This window comes from Cytobacillus sp. FSL K6-0129 (assembly GCF_038007625.1).
Lineage (GTDB): Bacteria > Bacillota > Bacilli > Bacillales > Cytobacillaceae > Cytobacillus > Cytobacillus kochii.
The window spans coordinates 1,086,449-1,102,213 of sequence record NZ_JBBOXM010000001.1; the positions used below are offsets into that span (position 1 = coordinate 1,086,449).

A 15,765-nucleotide genomic window follows, 5' to 3' on the forward strand; every position below is an offset into this window, starting at 1 on the left:
TCTAAAAACGAGCCGTGACTGATTTCATCGGCTCGTTTCATTTAATATACTTTTGTTTTATTTTGTTTTGAACTAAGACCAGCATCTACAAATAATAACAACGCTGTAATAATATGCATAATCATTCCAACTACCGGAATCCAACCAATAATAGAAGTAATGATACCTGTGATACTACCGTACTTGTTTTCTCCAGCTCTTACGGATAGTACAAGTGTGATTACATGAAGGAAAAACATAACAATAAGTGGCACCCATCCATTTGCGAGGATAAAAATTCCTCCTAGAAAAGGAATGCCAAGAAATGCTTCACATGCACCTGTTATCCATTTTAGTATTGTTGATGTACTCAATTTGCCACATCCTTATTGCTTAATCTAATATTATTATACATTTATACCCACACATTCGTTTTAGAAAACATCCTCTATGGTAAACGTAAAATTTCCTTTTCCAAGAAGTCTTCATTTAGCGCACCTAATACTTTATTTCGAATAATCCCATCCGAATCAATGAAGTAACTAGTTGGGTAGGCAATCACCTCATAGTTATCTAAGACAACGCCTTCAGGGTCCATTGGTATGATGAAGGATAGTTCATTCGCTTTCACGAAATCAGCGGCATTTGTTTCGTTTCTTTCCGTTTTGGTCATATTTACAGCTATGACTTCAAATCCGTCATCTTTATATTCTTTATAAACTTTTTCCATATAAGGCATTTCTTCTTCACAAGGTCCGCACCAGCTTGCCCAAAAATTAAGTAATATTTTCTTTCCTTCATAGTCACTTAGTTGAAATGACTCACCATTCAGTGTTTCCAACTGGATTTCAGGTGCCTTCTGACCAATTTCCAGGCCAACAGCTACATTTTCAGGGTTTTCTATTTCCTCATATTGGTCAATTTGTACTTGTGACAATAAACCTTTGTCCTTTAGAATGGTCCGATCTACGATTAATAAAATAATAAGTAATGAAGCCGCAATGATTAAAAACTTTCTCATAGAACACCTCAACTTAGAACACTTTTCAAAACTGTCTTAATCATACTATAGTTGAGACAACTTTAGCGAATCTTTTACTTCAATGTTGAATGTTTTTTACATACATGATCAATAAACTATAAAAAATTAATTGTTCATCAGCGGGCAAAGGTTGATTCATCATTAAAAAGGGGGTGTTGTTTACCTTGAACGATTCCATCCATTCTCTCGGAATCCATCCTTTTTGTAATTTCCCAAGCTCCCTTCCATTCTCAGATTGAACCAATAGATTCATAAAAGTCCGTTCATACCTTAGCGTATAAGCTCGGCTATCTTTTTGACAAATAAAGCGTTTATTATTGTCATTGTGGAGAAGAATCGTATTACTGTTATAATCAATCTGGATATTGTGTTTTCGCACTGTAATTATTGCAAGCACCCTTTGATCAACAACTAAAGCATAGCGATTTCTATAAATCCAGCGGTCGACAAATGTAGGCAAAAACCAGCGCCACTTATGAAAAGCTAAATCACGAATTTCAGCAGCCGTTCTACCATCTCTATTAAATAATAATAATCTTAAATTCGGTGCTGGTAAAAAACCTATAAGAAATTCCCTTTGTGAAAATATATTTTTTTGCTTGCTATTTGTTGATGCATATGAACTTATCTTTGCTTGATTATTTGCTAACACATAGCTTTGATAAGACATCCCACTATATAAAACAAAGGGTAAACACCACCAAAGAAGCCCGCTAATCTCCTGAAAGAAACTATGATATATGACTAATATCCATAGTGGTATACACGCAACTAAACTACCATTAAGAGAGGCTTGTGCTGATTGCTGATAATATTGCTGAATATTCATGAACTTCCTACCCCGATTCTCTCAATAAATGTATTACTACCAATCTATTATAGAACGAAGGAAATCATGAGTAATATTCATTTTTACCGCTAAAAACCAAAAGAGAAAGACATTTCTCCTCTTCTATGGGAGAAGAGAATGATCTTTTTTCACCAAACTTTCAATTAAAATATAAACCTTGTTAAACTATCTTCTGCATCCTTATAGCCTTGCTCATAAAAGGCAGATAATTTTTTTAAATCTCTTTCCATTCTTCCTACATCTACCTTCTCAGGTCTAATAATCATCACTTGTCCTTTTTTTTCTTGCTCCTCTAAATATTCAACGGTTTCATTATACATTTTGTAACGATTCATCATTGCTCTTTGAAGCCCTGGATATTGTGGATATTTTCTTCGCAATAAAAAACTCATTCTTGATGGTTTTTTTCGGTAACCTTTGGGTCGTGTTAAAACAACAACAGCTTTATCATACCCATCTGCTTGTGCTTTTCTTATTGGTATGGAATCAGCAATACCACCATCAAGTAACATTCGATTATTAAAAGAAATTTCAGGTGCAATGAAAGGTAATGAACTTGACGCTTTTAAAAGAAGCAATAAGTTTTCCCCATAGTCTTTCTTCCCATAATAAACAGCTTCTCCACTCAGACAATCGGTTGTACCAATAATAAACTCACTTTTCCCGTGAGAGAACGCTTCATAATCATAGGGAACGAGCTTATTTGGAATTTCATCAAAAATAAAGTCCATACCAAATAACTGTTTAGATTTTCGATAATTTCGCAAGGAGAAGTATCTAGGATCAGATACATACTCCACACTTACCTTCTTGTTACGGCCCTTTTGTTTCGATAAATATGAGGCAGCATTCGCGGCTCCTGCAGAAACACCAATTACATATGGAAAAGTAATACCTTTATCTAAAAATAATTCCATTACACCAGCAGAGTATGCCGCTCTCATTCCTCCACCTTCTAATACAAGGGCTGTTTGATGTACATTCATTCTCACAACGAATCCTTTCTTATTAAAGTCCTTGTTCTATTATATCAAGCTTGAGTTGTCTATTCTACGAAAGAGAGGTATGCGATGAATGATAAAAATGTGATAAAAACGAAAATAGCATGGCGTACTCTGTCCTAGTGAATGCATATAAAATAGTTTGCTAAGAAGCTACCCCACTCCTTTTATTAAACACGGTCAGCTGTTCACGAATAATAATGATATTTAAAAAATAATAAAGTTATTTAAAAATGAAGAGCATACATCGTGATCTTGTCAGTTCTTCTTGAACTACCGGGCAGGTTAGTTGAACAAGGAATTTAAACTATGACTGAAGAAATAGTATATAGTAAGTAAAGTTTTTTATATTCCAAACGTATATTTTAAGGTTAATATTTTTTAATGCGGAGGGGTTTTATTGCAAACACTTTTTAAATATAACTGGATGATACGAAAAGATTGGTATAACTGGTGTGAAGATTTAAGTGAGGAAGAGCTTTTGCAAAATCGAACTGGTGGTATGGGCAGTATATTACATACACTTTTCCATATTGTTGATGTCGAGTGGAGCTGGATACGTCTATTACAGGGAAAAGCGGACTTTCAGGAGAGTTTTGATTATTATAACAGCTTGGACAAGGTTCGAAAATTGGACGCAGAATTTCATATGGAAGTAGAGAACTTTGTGAACAACTGGGATGCAAGTATGGAAAATCAATTATTTTACGATACCCTACCAGATGGAAGAATTGTAACAGATACTTGGGGTGAAGTTATGCGCCATGCCATTGCTCACGAAATTCACCATATAGGACAATTATCAATTTGGGCAAGAGAATTGGGAAGGAAACCGGTTTCTGCAAACCTTATCGGGAGAGGACTTTCCTCTCATTCGACAAAATAGATGCAAGAGTTAAAGATGAGGATTGCTGGAGCGTTCTTTTTTTCTTGTTTAACAAACGGGGCAGGTTAATTGAATACGAATGAATCAGAAGATCGTCATTAAAGTCGATCTTTTTTCTTGTCACTGTTTCAGATAAAAGAATAACTAACCGTTGGAATCAATTTATAGTAATAAATTTTATTAATTGGAAAATAATAGTATAAAGAATGAGGGAGCAAAGGAAATACAGGGGAAACTTCGCTCGAGTCGATACCCCCTTATAGAGTCATGAGGTTTCGGAAGTCTTACTTCAGCTTTCGTGCCGTACACGGCACTGCTAAAACCAGTTAACTTTGTCCAAAATATATATTTTCTTATCTTATGAATACAGGCTGATCAAGATAAGTCTTCTTTTTTAATTCTGTTTAAAGGGTGTGTAAGATTATGGAATTTTTTACTTCGCAGGAATCCTTAACTATTGTCCAATGGATGCTCCGGGCAATTGTTGGATTTGTGTTTTTCGTCATACTTGTCAAATTAATGGGTCAGCGTTCCCTTTCCCAAGTAGGACTTCTCGATTTTGTTATCGTGCTGATTATTGGAAATATTATTGCCCATCCGCTGTCAGATGAAGGGTTAGGTCTGGAAGGGTCGATGATTACAATGAGTGTTATTTTAATCTTGTATATAATCGGAATCTACCTAAGTTTGCATTTTAGACATTTTAGAAAGTGGTTTATCACCGATCCGATTCCATTAATAGAAAATGGAATGATTAATAACCGTAATATGAAACGTGCCCGAATTTCACTTGATGAACTGCAGACCGAATTGCGAATGAAGAATATTGAAGAAATCCAAAAAGTCGCTCTTGCCTTATGGGAGCATGGTGGCAAGGTTTCCATCTTTCTGAAGACGGAACATTTGCCTTTAACAGCCGTCACATTTAGCAAACCAGTCAAACCTTTTTATTTTCCAAATACCGTTATAAAAGAGGGAACGATTAATTGTAAACAATTGCATCAATTAGGCAGGGATGAAGAATGGATTCTTAAAAAACTTCAAGATACCTATCCAAATATAACCATCAAAGATATTCTACTTGGTACCTTAGATGGCAAGGAAAATCTAAGTATATTCCTATATAATTCCTAAGCTCCCTCATGGTATCTGCCTTAGTAATTCTACATTAAGTAGGTGGATTTAAGAAGTACATCATTCATATTTATTGCTGTTCCGTCCAATAAAGTTATTTTTTCCTTTGTACCTTGTTATACGAACACGCATAATGGAACGATATGCTCCATAAGTTAATGCAGTTATTTCTAATGTTAATATTCATCTTCTTACTCCTTTTTATAATAAATGCCACCCTTATTTTTGGAGTTTGGGATAACTATAATTGGAAGATTTAGGACATTATTATGAGAACCCGAATTATTAACAAACCAATAAAAAGATACGAGTGGAAATGTATCTAATCTCGTTAATCCCCTTTTGCAGATTCCTTCAGGTTTTCGCTTTTTTTCTTTCTATCATGTAGAGAAGCTTTTTTTGTCCAAAGGGAAATAACTTCAATATCAAATTCGAAGATAAGAATAATTATATTGATACAAAATTAAACAACTTTAAAAAATCCTTATTACAATAAATCGTAGTAAGGCATTTGTTTATTATTTCAAAATTAAACGGCTTTATTATCTCTATACATCAGCTACCCTATCATTGATACCCAAACCTACTTAAATCAAAGAATCCCCGAATAAGCATTCCTTTATGAATGAAGGAATCATTTACTTTGTTCCTTATTGGTAAATATATTATTCTATGAGCCAATAATCCGGCTTTTAATAAAAAGACCAAAAAGAAAACACGAATTATTATTCGCGTTTTCTTTTTGGTCTTTTATACTTACATAATTATTAGAGGATACGGATGATAAACGGGATGCGATACTCTTCCCCTTCAAACGCCTTAACGGCTGCAATAATGGTAAATACGATAAATGCAATGCCAAATATGGCTCCTAATAAATAACCAATAAGCACTAACATCAAGATCGTACTAATGATTCCATAAACAAAGTAAGTAATGAGGAAGTTAAAATACTGTCTACCATGATAGTCTACAAGCTTTGAGCTATCTTTCTTTATGAGCCAAATAACAAGTGGTCCTATAAATACAGTAAAGAAACTAATAATATAAATGCCAGCAGCAAGTATTCTGTCTGTTTGTGAATCTTTCATTGTTGTTTTCCCCTTTCTCTTATTCCTTCTTGTACTATATACCTATTTTACGAAGATTATTATAAAAAGTTTCAAAGTTTTTATTTTCAAATTTCGGTTCTTCTATTGGACAACTTGAATACATTTATAAAAGCGAGAGAAAACAAGTTGATACGTGAGTTCCCCTTATTTTACTACTAGGAAAAAAATAAACAAATAGGTGATTTATATGATGTCAAAAATTGAAGCATTTATTCTTGGAATCATTCAAGGGATAACAGAATTTCTTCCTATTTCAAGCACTGGGCATTTGTATCTTGGAAGACATTTATTTGGTCTTGATGAAGCAGGATTATTTTTAGATACTATGCTCCATATTGGTACACTATTAGCTGTCCTTGTTGTTTATAAAAATGAGTTACTAGAAATCATAAAAAATCCATTCGGAAAGTTATCTATGCTGCTTGTCATTGGTACGATTCCTGCTGTTTTTGTTGGTTTATTATTTAATGATCTATTTGAGTCGATCTCAAAAACCGGCGTCACCATTGGCTGGGAATTTATTATTACCGGAATCATTCTTTGGTTCTCAGATAGTATTAAAAATGGTGCGAAAAAAATGAAAGATATTAGCTATAGTGATGCATTATTTATTGGTAGTTTTCAAGCAATTGCGATATTCCCTGCTATTTCAAGATCAGGTTTAACAATCGCTGCAGGGCTCATCCGTAAACTTGATCGAGAAACAGCTGCATACTTTTCATTTTTACTATCTATACCGACCATAGCAGGAGGCATTGTACTGCAATTTGGAGAAATATATGCTGGCCATATTGAAGCTATTAGCTTTGGCAGTATGTTAATTGCCACACTTGCATCAGCCATTTTCGGTTATATTGCCGTTGTTTGGATGATTAATTTTCTAAAAAGAAAATCACTAAAGATATTTGCCGTTTATGTTTGGATTTTAGGATTAACAATCCTATTTATGCAAATGGCAGGCATTTTTTAAATTTATTATCATGAGTAGGTTCTTGATTTCTACTCACTTTTTTGTCACTTTAACAGTGTATTTGCTAAGGATGAATTTTATTAGAAAAAGGACTGGATGCTGATGTCAACGATACTTTTTAAAAATGCCATTGTCTATCCCATTACTTCAAAGCCTTTCCATGGAGATGTATTAATAAAAAATCGTATAGTGAAAAAGATCGGAAAAGATATTCAAGATTTGCATGCACAAGTCGTTGATTGTTCTCATGGTTTTCTGTTACCTGGTTTTATTGATGTGCATACACATATTGGATTATATGACGAGGGGACTGGTTGGGCTGGTAATGATGCGAATGAGACAACACAGCCATTAACACCTCATATTCGGGCAATCGATGGCATCCACCCTTTTGATCCTGCTTTTCGTGATGCACTTAAAGCTGGGATAACTACTGTTCACGTAATGCCAGGCAGTGCGAATATTATTGGTGGCACCACATCCATCTTGAAAACGTACGGCAATAGTGTTGAAGAAATGCTTGTTAAAGAAACTGCTGGATTAAAAATTGCTCTTGGAGAAAACCCTAAAAAGGTTCATAGTCATAGCAATGAACATTCAATTACTAGAATGGGCATTATGGGGATGTTAAGAGAAGCTTTTTATAATGTTCATGCTAATCCAAATGAAGTAAACCTGCGCACATCCCCTATTATTAAAGCACTTACACAAGAAATACCTGTACGAATCCATGCCCATAGAGCAGACGATATTTTAACTGCACTACGATTTGCTAAAGAATTTCATTTAGATATTCGAATTGAACATTGTACAGAGGGTCATTTAATTACTCCTTATTTAGGAAAGAATCTACAAGTGAGCGTTGGACCAACATTAACAAGACGATCAAAAGTAGAGTTAAAAAACAAGACGTGGGACACTTATAAAATCCTCGATCAAGCAGGTGTCTCCGTTTCAATTACTACCGATCATCCTTATACACCTATTCAATACTTAAACATTTGCGCAAGTATTGCTGTTCGAGAAGGTTTATCCGAACAAAAAGCATTGGAGGGAATAACGATCGCTGCCGCTAAAAACTTAAAAATCGATCATATCGTTGGAAGCATTGAAGAAGGGAAAGAAGCTGATCTTGTACTCTGGAGCCATCATCCTTTTCATTTTCTAGCAAAACCAAAATGGACAATGGTCTCAGGCAATTGGGCATATACAAATGCGGTGGATAAATAAAATGATAAGGAGGCGATTTATCTTCAAATTGGAATTTCCGTCTCCTATCTTTGTCTAAATGATGATAAGGTTTCTTCACCATTTATCTCCAATCAATAAACTGTTTTCTATGTCCCTACCTCTCTTACCTCAATGTATGGTACCTTTTTCACCTTCTCATTTACTGGTTCCTTTTTGCAATTTTACCATTAGAATCCGGTATGCAAAAAATGGAGAAATTTGGCGAAAAATAATCTTAAAAATAAGGTAAAAAATCTATTCCCTTTTTGCTATTTTTTTAGTATTATACTTTCATAAAATAATATTTTTAGTCGATAATATCTTTTGTTTTTGGATATTGGGAAGGCAAATGGTGCGCCACCAGTTTACTGGTTCTAGTGGGTTCGATTCCCACCCCGAAATTTTTTAGTTACATTACAAAAAATTTCGAGGGTGGGCCTTTTCTGTCTTTTTGGCATGGAGTAGGTTTACTCTCACGTGGAGGGATAACCAATGCTGAAAAAACGTGACCTAAATGATTGTCAAGTTTTATTCGAATTGATGACGCACCCCGATGTCTTCCCTTTTGTGCGTCATAAAGCTCAATCTTATGAAGAACTGTTATTTATTACGAAACAAACGCTCGAAGCTGAGGAACAAGAAAAGCTCATCTCTCGTACCATTACAGATGAATGGAATAATCCAATTGGCACAATTAGCTTATATGACATTGAAAACCAAGCTGGTTTTCTTGGCACATGGATTGGTAAACCTTATCATGGTAAAGGTTATAATCAATTAGCCAAAGATGCTTTCTTTAATGAACTTTTTTATGATTTAAATATTGAAACTATTTTTATGCGCATAAAAAAAGAAAATATTCGTTCATTAAAAGCTGCCCAGAAACTACCTTATGCCATTTATGCCAATGAATCACGTAAAAGTTTGTATGATAAAATAAATGAAACTGGCCAGATTTATGATTTATTTGAAATTCCTAAAGATCTTTATTCTCTTCATATGCTTAGAGAAGGACTTACAGTGGAAGATACAACTCATCTAAAAGAAGCTTAAAAAACAAGGGAGCTTAATAGCTACCCTTGTTTTTTATTCGCTAAAACCTGTTGATAAATTTTTCTGACTTCATAGGTCTTGTAAAGTTCTAATTTCCGCAACTCTATTGGATGTCTATTAACACCAAATTCTTTTAGTTTTGCAATATACCAGCCTTTTGAACCTTGATAAGCCATCCTCATCTCTCCCACAGTCTTTTTAACAATATATGTGATAAGAATCGGAGACATGCTTATTGATGAAGGTTTTTTCCTAACACATCTTTTGCTCCAGTTATGGGAATGACACTACCCGTGATAAAACTAGATGCAGGTTCAATAAGAAAAGCAATCACCCTCGCCACATCCTCCCCTGTGCCAGGGCGCCCGACAGGAGTTCGATCATCTTTTACTGTACAGGCATCGTCTATATCACTCTCTTTCCACTTGCCAATAATATCCCCTGGACAAACCATATTTACTGTTATGCCATTTTCTGCTTCTTCTAAGGCAAGCGTCTTTGTTAATGAGACTACACCTGATTTTGCTGCAGCAAAAGCCGAACGATACATCCATCCTGGGGCAGTTTCAGCGCGATCAAAACCTATTGTTATGATTCTCCCCCACTTCCCCTTTCTCATGAGTGGAATGATGGCTTTTCCTAATATAAATAAAGCTTGTAGATTTCCATTTATTAAATAAGACCATTCATCTAAAGAGTATTCAATCATTTTCTTTTTTTCATGAATATATGGGCCCGCGTTATGTATCAAGATATCAATTGAATCTGTTTTCGCTAATGATTGCTGTATGAGATGATTACATTCATCTTCATTCGTAATATCTGCTTTAATTGCAATATTTTTTGTCCCATATTTGTTAGTAAGGGCCTCACAAAGTTCAATTGCTTTTTGTTCACTATGTCTATAATTAATAATCACATTTACATTTTGCTCTGCTACTTTCCAAGCAATACTGCTACCGATACCGGTTGACCCACCAGTAATTAACGCTGTCTTTGTATTCACAAAACAACCCCTTTTAGTTAGAATTTTTAAAATTATTATTTAATTTTAATACTAATCACTATAAAGTAATGTTGCAAGTGTTTTGAATTGATGTTTTTTTAACGAAAATAGAAATGTTGCATAAATTAATGAATAGGCGATTATCATCATCGGAAAGATCATCTCTTTTTTTGGAAGGGTGAAAAGTGTATGTTCCCTTGGAATCAATTCCCATTTAATAAAGAAATGAAGTCCAAATTCGAAAAATTAAACCAAAAAGAAGTCAATGAGTATGTACAAGGGATGCTCGGAAAAGTCTTTCCGAATGACCTTCAATATTCAAACGAGCAAAAACAAGAAGAAACTCAACATACAACAGAAAATAGTCCATCACAAAGTAAATTAAGATTTCGTGTCTTGGAGACACATAAATATGTTTTTGTGCGAATAGAAATCCAAAAACGAGAATGGTTAAAGCAATTAAAAATGTATCATACAACCAATCAACTCATTCTCGAACATATTCCAAAAGACAGTGACCAAACACTTATTACATTACCGACTCTTGTAAATAAAAAAGGCGCTAAAGCAGACTACCAAGATGCCATTTTAGAAATCCAACTTTATAAGTTGATTGACCGGCAATTATCTGAAATACATGTCGATGACCATTAGTTAGGAGGGGAATATTATGTTACTACCTGAATACCCTAACGACATGCTTTCAATCATCAAAAATGGATTACCAAATATAAAAAAAAGAAAGAAGAAAGTCTTAATTGCAGGTGCAGGCATGGCTGGATTAGTTTCAGCCTCACTCCTTAAACAAGCGGGTCATACTGTCACTGTTCTAGAAGGGAATAACCGTATAGGGGGTAGAATCTACACGCTTAGGTCCCCTTTTACAAATGGAAATTATCTTGATATGGGTGCGATGAGAATTCCTCATACACATAAACTCGTATTACAATATATAGAAAAGTTTCAATTGCCATTATCCCGTTTTATTAATAGTCATCCAAACGATATTATTTATATTAATAATAGGAAGATTTCAAGAAAACAATACGAAGAAAATCCAAACTTACTTGATTTTCATTTAAATAAAAATGAGCAAGGAAAGACAGCCTTTACACTATTACAAGATGCCGTAGAGCCATTTATCACTCTCTATAATAATAGTACAGAAGAAGAAAAGAAAAAAATGATCTCAGAATACGACAAATATTCAATGGTCGATTTTTTAAAGTTTAACCCTTTAGCAACGCCTTTATCTTCAAATGCGATCAGATTAATTAGTATTCTCTTAGGTATTGAAGGGTTTCAAGAATTATCATTTATGTCGATTTTATCTAGTGTTCTCTCCCCACTCTTTCAACCTGATATCCAATATTTTGAAATAAGAGGTGGGAATGATCAACTTCCCTATTCCTTTCAAATGGAATTAGCATCGAACCTATTTTTCAATCAAAAAATAGAAAGAATCAAACAAAGTAGTAATAAAGTAAATATATACGTACATGATACATATCAACATACATTTAAAACGTATACAGGCGATTATTGTCTTATTACCTTACCGTTTACTACACTTCAATTTATAGATTTACTACCCAAAAATAGCATTAGTCAAAAAAAATGGCAGGCAATTAGAGAATTGCAAAACATTTCTTCTATGAAAATTGGAATTGAGTTTAGTAGCCCTTTTTGGGAAAGGTACAACTTTGGTCATGTCATAACTGATTTACCGATTCGTTTTAGCTATATTCCAAGTAGAGTAAATAATGATGCACCAGCGGTTTTACTTGCAAGCTATAGTTGGGGCAGTGACGCTTTATTATGGAATAGTTTGTCACAATCAGATATTACGAGGGAAGTCTTGAAATGCTTAAGTGAAGTATATGGCAATATTGTCTATAAAGAATACCTTAGAACCTTTACATTTAATTGGAGCAGAAATTCATTTTCTGCAGGTTGTTTCACGTTATATGCACCAGGTCAACAAAAACATTTCGGTGAGGAGGTAAGTAAACCCTCAGGCAAACTTCATTTTGCTGGGGAGCATACATCCTTATTCCCTGGTTGGATTGAAGGAGCAATCGAGTCAGGTATTCGTGCAGCGGCAGAAATTCACATGAGGGAATAGTCATAATAAAAAAACGGTGAAAAAGCCATAAATAATACAAAGACCTTTTCACCGTATATGTTATTTAAGTAACAGTATATCCACCGTCAACTGTTACAGATTGAACCGTAAGTAAGCTTTACCCATCTTTACGCTCATATCAGCAATGACAACGTTTGCACATTTTTCACTGCATGCCTTGACATCTAAATAGCCAATCACTGTAACACCACTCGTGATGATATGCTTTCGCGTAAGTTTATTTACAAATTAAACCGATGTAGCACCTTGTCCACCATCGATACGATAATATGAACCTGAAATAAATGAAGCTTTTTCTGATGATAAAAATACCATTAGATCAGCAATTTCCTCAGCTGTTGCATATCTTTTCATTGGTACAGAGCTTTCAAATTGTGTACGTGCATTCTCTGTTTGTTCAGGCATGGCGTTTGCTTCAATGGATCTCATCATTTGTGTATCTACACCAGATGGTGCTACTGCATTGACTCTAACACCATAATCTGCCGCTTCTAATGCAGCCGTTTTATTTAACCCGATTACCGCATGTTTAGATGCAACATAAAGTCCCATACCTGGTGCACCTAATAAACCGCCGTTTGAAGCCGTATTAACGATTGCCCCACCTTTTTGAGCTTTCATCACAGGTAAAACATATTTTAATCCTAAAAACGCACCGTAAACATTTACACCAAATACTGCATCAAAATTTTTCTTTGTTTGCTCATCTAAGATGGCAAAATCGCCATTGATCCCAGCGTTATTTATAAATGTATCGATACGACCAAATGCTTGTTGTGTATCTTCAACATATTTCTTTACATCTTCTTCTTTTGTTACATCAGCTGATAACAATAAAATCTCCTCAGCATCAATAGAAGCAGCAGCCTTTTCTAATGCTTCTTTAGATAAATCTACTAGTGCGAGCTTGGCACCTTCTTTAGCAAAAGCTTTAGCTGCTGCTATTCCAATACCACCTGCGGCACCTGTAATTAGAACTACTTTGTTTGCGAAATTCATCTCATATTCCTCCCTTTTGTCTCATACAAAATAATCATACTACTAAAATTGTATATTGTCGACAATTTTGTTTGCTATAATAGGATGCCCAAAAAGTGGCATCCTTATTCTAACGTTTCTAATAAAAGAGCTGGAACTATATCCTTCGCTTCAGTAATTTTATTTTCCATTAGATTCTTGGTGATTAATTTCATTTTTGGATGAAAACGATTCATCGTATTCGTTGTCCATTTCACTTGGGCAAACACTGTTAATATATAAACAGATTCATAATAAAATTTAGATAGTGCTTTATTATTCGCCACTTCAAAAAAGAACGTAGTTAAACCCGTGGACTTCATTTGATAACCAATGAGATCACCTGCAAGGAAAGCTTCTTCCACTGCATTGAGTTTTAATTTTAACGTATCTTTCGTTTCATCATGCCATTGATGCGAAGTCATATCTAGTGCCATTTGAATGAGTCCAACCATGACATGTGTATATTCTTTAATATCTTCTGTCGTAAAGGATTTTACAACTGTCCCTTTTCGATGAATACGCTCGACAATATTGTCTACTTGAAGTAAATATAATGCTTCTCTCACAGGTGCTCTACTCGTTTTTAGCTCTTCTGCTATTTTCTCTTCCACAATTTTATCTCCAGGAATATAAGAACCTTCCATGATTTTCGTTAATATGTATTTGGCAATTTGTTCGGGAAGCGATTCACCAAATCGATGCTCATTATTAAATAAAAAATCCTTCAAACCATTCACTCCGTTGTTTAATTACTCTTTATTTATCCATTATATCATTTAATTAGAACGATTTGGAAATTTAATCAGAATTGGATGAGTAAGCCGTCAGGTATATAGTTGTAATCAGATGGTTGTAAAATTTAAATTTGATATCCATCAAATTCATGTACACAAACACAAACTATATTGGTAAACATTCATGAATAAACCTTACTTTGCTACAATAAGTCAAATCATAAAGTCTGAATATGCATTTGTTTTATAGAGGAATAAGAAAAAGATGAGCAACGTCTGCATCATATGATACAGGTGTTGCTCATCTTGAAGGATAATTTAAGCATATTTATCCGATAATTATTTACCGATGAACATTTGAGTCCAGTAATTACCGTTCTCAACATAACCTACTCCAAGGTGAGTATAGCTAGAGTTAAGAATGTTTTCACGGTGACCTTGGCTATTCATCCAAGCTTGTACTACTTCTTCTGGTGTTTGTTGACCTTGGGCAATGTTTTCACCTGCTGAAGTATAAGAAATACCAAATTGTTTCATCATATCAAATGGAGAACCATATGTTGGGCTGTTATGATCGAAATACCCTTTTGCTTGCATATCACGAGATTTTTCACGCGCTACCTTACTAAGCTCCACATCAAGTTTTAATGCAGGAAGACCAGCATTTGCACGCTCTTTATTTGTTAAATCAAGTACTTGTTGTTCATATGCACTAACTTCAGATGAAGCTTCTTCTGATGGTGCTTGTTCTTCTTCAGTTACTTCTTGCTCTGGTTGTTTTTCTGGTTGTGCTGCTTCTTCAGCTGGTTGTTTTTCTGGTTGTGCTACTTCTTCAGCTGGTTGTTTTTCCGGTTGTGCTGCTTCTTTAGCAGGTTGTTTTTCCGGTTGTGCTGCTTCTTCAGCTGGCTGTTCCGCTTGCTCTGGTTGTGCTGCATGCGCTTTACCTTGTTCTAATGCTGCTTGTGCTTTTTCTTTCGCTTGACTTAAGATATTTTGAATATCCTCTTGATTCCAATTTACATTATATTTACCGATGCAATCTTGCATCACTTTATTAATATAATCTTGGTTTAACATATTAGAAGTTTGATAGACAAAAGCCTTTGTATCTACTTTTACTTGAGCTGGCTCTGCCGCTTCTGCCTTGTTTAAACCTGGTGCTGATACTAGTAATGCAGCTGCTGCCGCTACTGAAAAAATAACTTTCTTACTCATAATCTATTTCCTCCCTAATGGATGTTTTTTGTTGTTTCTTGCTGTGACATAATCATATCATAGGTTTTTTTGTAATATTTTTGGGAGGAAATAGCAATGAATTATTCTTGTATGGTTCTATCTAAAAATAGAAAGAAAAAACGTTATGATTAGTAGGTTTGTTTGATTTTTAGAGAATAGGTTTTTTTATCATTAATTGGTAATGACACTATCGTGTTTCCATTTATATACTAGAATACTATACTTGACAACTTAAAAAAGCCTTTTTCTCTTTTACGTTTATTACATGAAGGTAACATTCGTGATAATTATTATGCAACTATAATGAAATGATATCAAAGCCTAAAAACCTTGATATAAGGCGGTTTGTAGCATATAAACCTATTT

The 15,765-nt window shown here is 34.5% G+C and carries 17 protein-coding genes; 7 read left to right on the forward strand and 10 right to left on the reverse strand.

Features of this window, described 5'->3' with window-relative positions; genetic code table 11:
* Window positions 1-41 precede the first annotated feature (41 nt).
* The 4 genes from MHI57_RS05195 to MHI57_RS05210 all read right to left on the reverse strand — a co-directional run bounded on the left by MHI57_RS05195 (window position 42) and on the right by MHI57_RS05210 (window position 2,857).
* The gene (locus MHI57_RS05195) at window positions 42-353 is read right to left on the reverse strand and encodes a hypothetical protein (RefSeq protein ID WP_095372929.1); all 312 of its coding nucleotides are present in this window, start codon (window positions 351-353) and stop codon (window positions 42-44) included.
* 74 nt (window positions 354-427) lie between these two features.
* Window positions 428-1,000, reverse strand: coding sequence for a TlpA disulfide reductase family protein (locus MHI57_RS05200; protein WP_322909505.1), 573 nt, complete (start codon window positions 998-1,000; stop codon window positions 428-430).
* Between the two features lie 79 nt (window positions 1,001-1,079).
* Window positions 1,080-1,850, reverse strand: a complete 771-nt coding sequence (locus tag MHI57_RS05205; protein ID WP_322909506.1) for a hypothetical protein — start codon at window positions 1,848-1,850, stop codon at window positions 1,080-1,082.
* Between the two features lie 164 nt (window positions 1,851-2,014).
* Window positions 2,015-2,857 (reverse strand): patatin-like phospholipase family protein, encoded by an 843-nt coding sequence (locus MHI57_RS05210; RefSeq protein WP_224937588.1) that lies wholly within the window; start codon window positions 2,855-2,857, stop codon window positions 2,015-2,017.
* A gap of 415 nt (window positions 2,858-3,272) precedes the next feature.
* On the opposite strand from MHI57_RS05210, the gene MHI57_RS05215 reads away from it, so the two are divergent.
* On the forward strand, window positions 3,273-3,758 hold the full coding sequence (locus tag MHI57_RS05215) for a DinB family protein (RefSeq protein WP_095372926.1): 486 nt from the start codon (window positions 3,273-3,275) through the stop codon (window positions 3,756-3,758).
* Window positions 3,759-4,181: 423 nt separating this feature from the next.
* Window positions 4,182-4,892 (forward strand): DUF421 domain-containing protein, encoded by a 711-nt coding sequence (locus MHI57_RS05220; protein ID WP_340975298.1) that lies wholly within the window; start codon window positions 4,182-4,184, stop codon window positions 4,890-4,892.
* A 767-nt stretch (window positions 4,893-5,659) separates the two neighbouring features.
* Here the strand turns inward: MHI57_RS05220 and MHI57_RS05225 are convergent.
* Window positions 5,660-5,983 (reverse strand): DUF4870 domain-containing protein, encoded by a 324-nt coding sequence (locus MHI57_RS05225; protein WP_095372924.1) that lies wholly within the window; start codon window positions 5,981-5,983, stop codon window positions 5,660-5,662.
* A gap of 211 nt (window positions 5,984-6,194) precedes the next feature.
* Here MHI57_RS05225 and MHI57_RS05230 point away from each other — a divergent pair, with 211 nt between their 5' ends.
* The 3 genes from MHI57_RS05230 to MHI57_RS05240 all read left to right on the forward strand — a co-directional run bounded on the left by MHI57_RS05230 (window position 6,195) and on the right by MHI57_RS05240 (window position 9,257).
* Window positions 6,195-6,974 carry an undecaprenyl-diphosphate phosphatase gene (locus tag MHI57_RS05230; protein ID WP_095372923.1) on the forward strand — a complete coding sequence of 260 codons (780 nt, stop codon included), beginning with the start codon at window positions 6,195-6,197 and terminating at the stop codon, window positions 6,972-6,974.
* Between the two features lie 102 nt (window positions 6,975-7,076).
* Complete coding sequence (locus tag MHI57_RS05235; RefSeq protein ID WP_095372922.1) at window positions 7,077-8,204, forward strand: amidohydrolase; 1,128 nt, start codon at window positions 7,077-7,079, stop codon at window positions 8,202-8,204.
* A gap of 492 nt (window positions 8,205-8,696) precedes the next feature.
* On the forward strand, window positions 8,697-9,257 hold the full coding sequence (locus MHI57_RS05240; protein ID WP_095372921.1) for a GNAT family N-acetyltransferase: 561 nt from the start codon (window positions 8,697-8,699) through the stop codon (window positions 9,255-9,257).
* Between the two features lie 20 nt (window positions 9,258-9,277).
* On the opposite strand, the gene MHI57_RS05245 is transcribed toward MHI57_RS05240, so the two are convergent.
* Window positions 9,278-9,433, reverse strand: a complete 156-nt coding sequence (locus MHI57_RS05245; RefSeq protein ID WP_095372920.1) for a DUF2639 domain-containing protein — start codon at window positions 9,431-9,433, stop codon at window positions 9,278-9,280.
* Between the two features lie 56 nt (window positions 9,434-9,489).
* Complete coding sequence (locus tag MHI57_RS05250; RefSeq protein ID WP_095372919.1) at window positions 9,490-10,263, reverse strand: SDR family oxidoreductase; 774 nt, start codon at window positions 10,261-10,263, stop codon at window positions 9,490-9,492.
* Window positions 10,264-10,452: 189 nt separating this feature from the next.
* On the opposite strand from MHI57_RS05250, the gene MHI57_RS05255 reads away from it, so the two are divergent.
* Window positions 10,453-10,917, forward strand: coding sequence for an Hsp20/alpha crystallin family protein (locus tag MHI57_RS05255; protein ID WP_307313313.1), 465 nt, complete (start codon window positions 10,453-10,455; stop codon window positions 10,915-10,917).
* Window positions 10,918-10,933: 16 nt separating this feature from the next.
* Complete coding sequence (locus MHI57_RS05260; protein ID WP_340975300.1) at window positions 10,934-12,388, forward strand: flavin monoamine oxidase family protein; 1,455 nt, start codon at window positions 10,934-10,936, stop codon at window positions 12,386-12,388.
* A gap of 249 nt (window positions 12,389-12,637) precedes the next feature.
* On the opposite strand, the gene MHI57_RS05265 is transcribed toward MHI57_RS05260, so the two are convergent.
* From MHI57_RS05265 to MHI57_RS05275, 3 genes are all read right to left on the reverse strand, one after another.
* Window positions 12,638-13,408 (reverse strand): SDR family NAD(P)-dependent oxidoreductase, encoded by a 771-nt coding sequence (locus MHI57_RS05265; protein ID WP_224937579.1) that lies wholly within the window; start codon window positions 13,406-13,408, stop codon window positions 12,638-12,640.
* A gap of 104 nt (window positions 13,409-13,512) precedes the next feature.
* Window positions 13,513-14,157: a GntR family transcriptional regulator gene (locus tag MHI57_RS05270; RefSeq protein WP_095372915.1), complete on the reverse strand. Its 645-nt coding sequence runs from the start codon at window positions 14,155-14,157 to the stop codon at window positions 13,513-13,515.
* A 345-nt stretch (window positions 14,158-14,502) separates the two neighbouring features.
* The gene (locus MHI57_RS05275) at window positions 14,503-15,378 is read right to left on the reverse strand and encodes a CAP domain-containing protein (protein WP_322909511.1); all 876 of its coding nucleotides are present in this window, start codon (window positions 15,376-15,378) and stop codon (window positions 14,503-14,505) included.
* Window positions 15,379-15,765 lie beyond the last annotated feature (387 nt).

Bases quoted from the DNA above. Each gene is read 5' to 3' on its own strand.
- MHI57_RS05220 (WP_340975298.1), top strand. From the start codon at position 4,182: ATGGAATTTTTTACTTCGCAGGAATCCTTAACTATTGTCCAATGGATG.
- MHI57_RS05240 (WP_095372921.1), top strand. From the start codon at position 8,697: ATGCTGAAAAAACGTGACCTAAATGATTGTCAAGTTTTATTCGAATTG.
- MHI57_RS05265 (WP_224937579.1), bottom strand. From the start codon at position 13,408: ATGAATTTCGCAAACAAAGTAGTTCTAATTACAGGTGCCGCAGGTGGT.
- MHI57_RS05245 (WP_095372920.1), bottom strand. From the start codon at position 9,433: ATGGCTTATCAAGGTTCAAAAGGCTGGTATATTGCAAAACTAAAAGAA.
- MHI57_RS05230 (WP_095372923.1), top strand. From the start codon at position 6,195: ATGTCAAAAATTGAAGCATTTATTCTTGGAATCATTCAAGGGATAACA.
- MHI57_RS05235 (WP_095372922.1), top strand. From the start codon at position 7,077: ATGTCAACGATACTTTTTAAAAATGCCATTGTCTATCCCATTACTTCA.
- MHI57_RS05225 (WP_095372924.1), bottom strand. From the start codon at position 5,983: ATGAAAGATTCACAAACAGACAGAATACTTGCTGCTGGCATTTATATT.
- MHI57_RS05210 (WP_224937588.1), bottom strand. From the start codon at position 2,857: ATGAATGTACATCAAACAGCCCTTGTATTAGAAGGTGGAGGAATGAGA.
- MHI57_RS05255 (WP_307313313.1), top strand. From the start codon at position 10,453: ATGTTCCCTTGGAATCAATTCCCATTTAATAAAGAAATGAAGTCCAAA.
- MHI57_RS05275 (WP_322909511.1), bottom strand. From the start codon at position 15,378: ATGAGTAAGAAAGTTATTTTTTCAGTAGCGGCAGCAGCTGCATTACTA.
- MHI57_RS05260 (WP_340975300.1), top strand. From the start codon at position 10,934: ATGTTACTACCTGAATACCCTAACGACATGCTTTCAATCATCAAAAAT.
- MHI57_RS05200 (WP_322909505.1), bottom strand. From the start codon at position 1,000: ATGAGAAAGTTTTTAATCATTGCGGCTTCATTACTTATTATTTTATTA.
- MHI57_RS05205 (WP_322909506.1), bottom strand. From the start codon at position 1,850: ATGAATATTCAGCAATATTATCAGCAATCAGCACAAGCCTCTCTTAAT.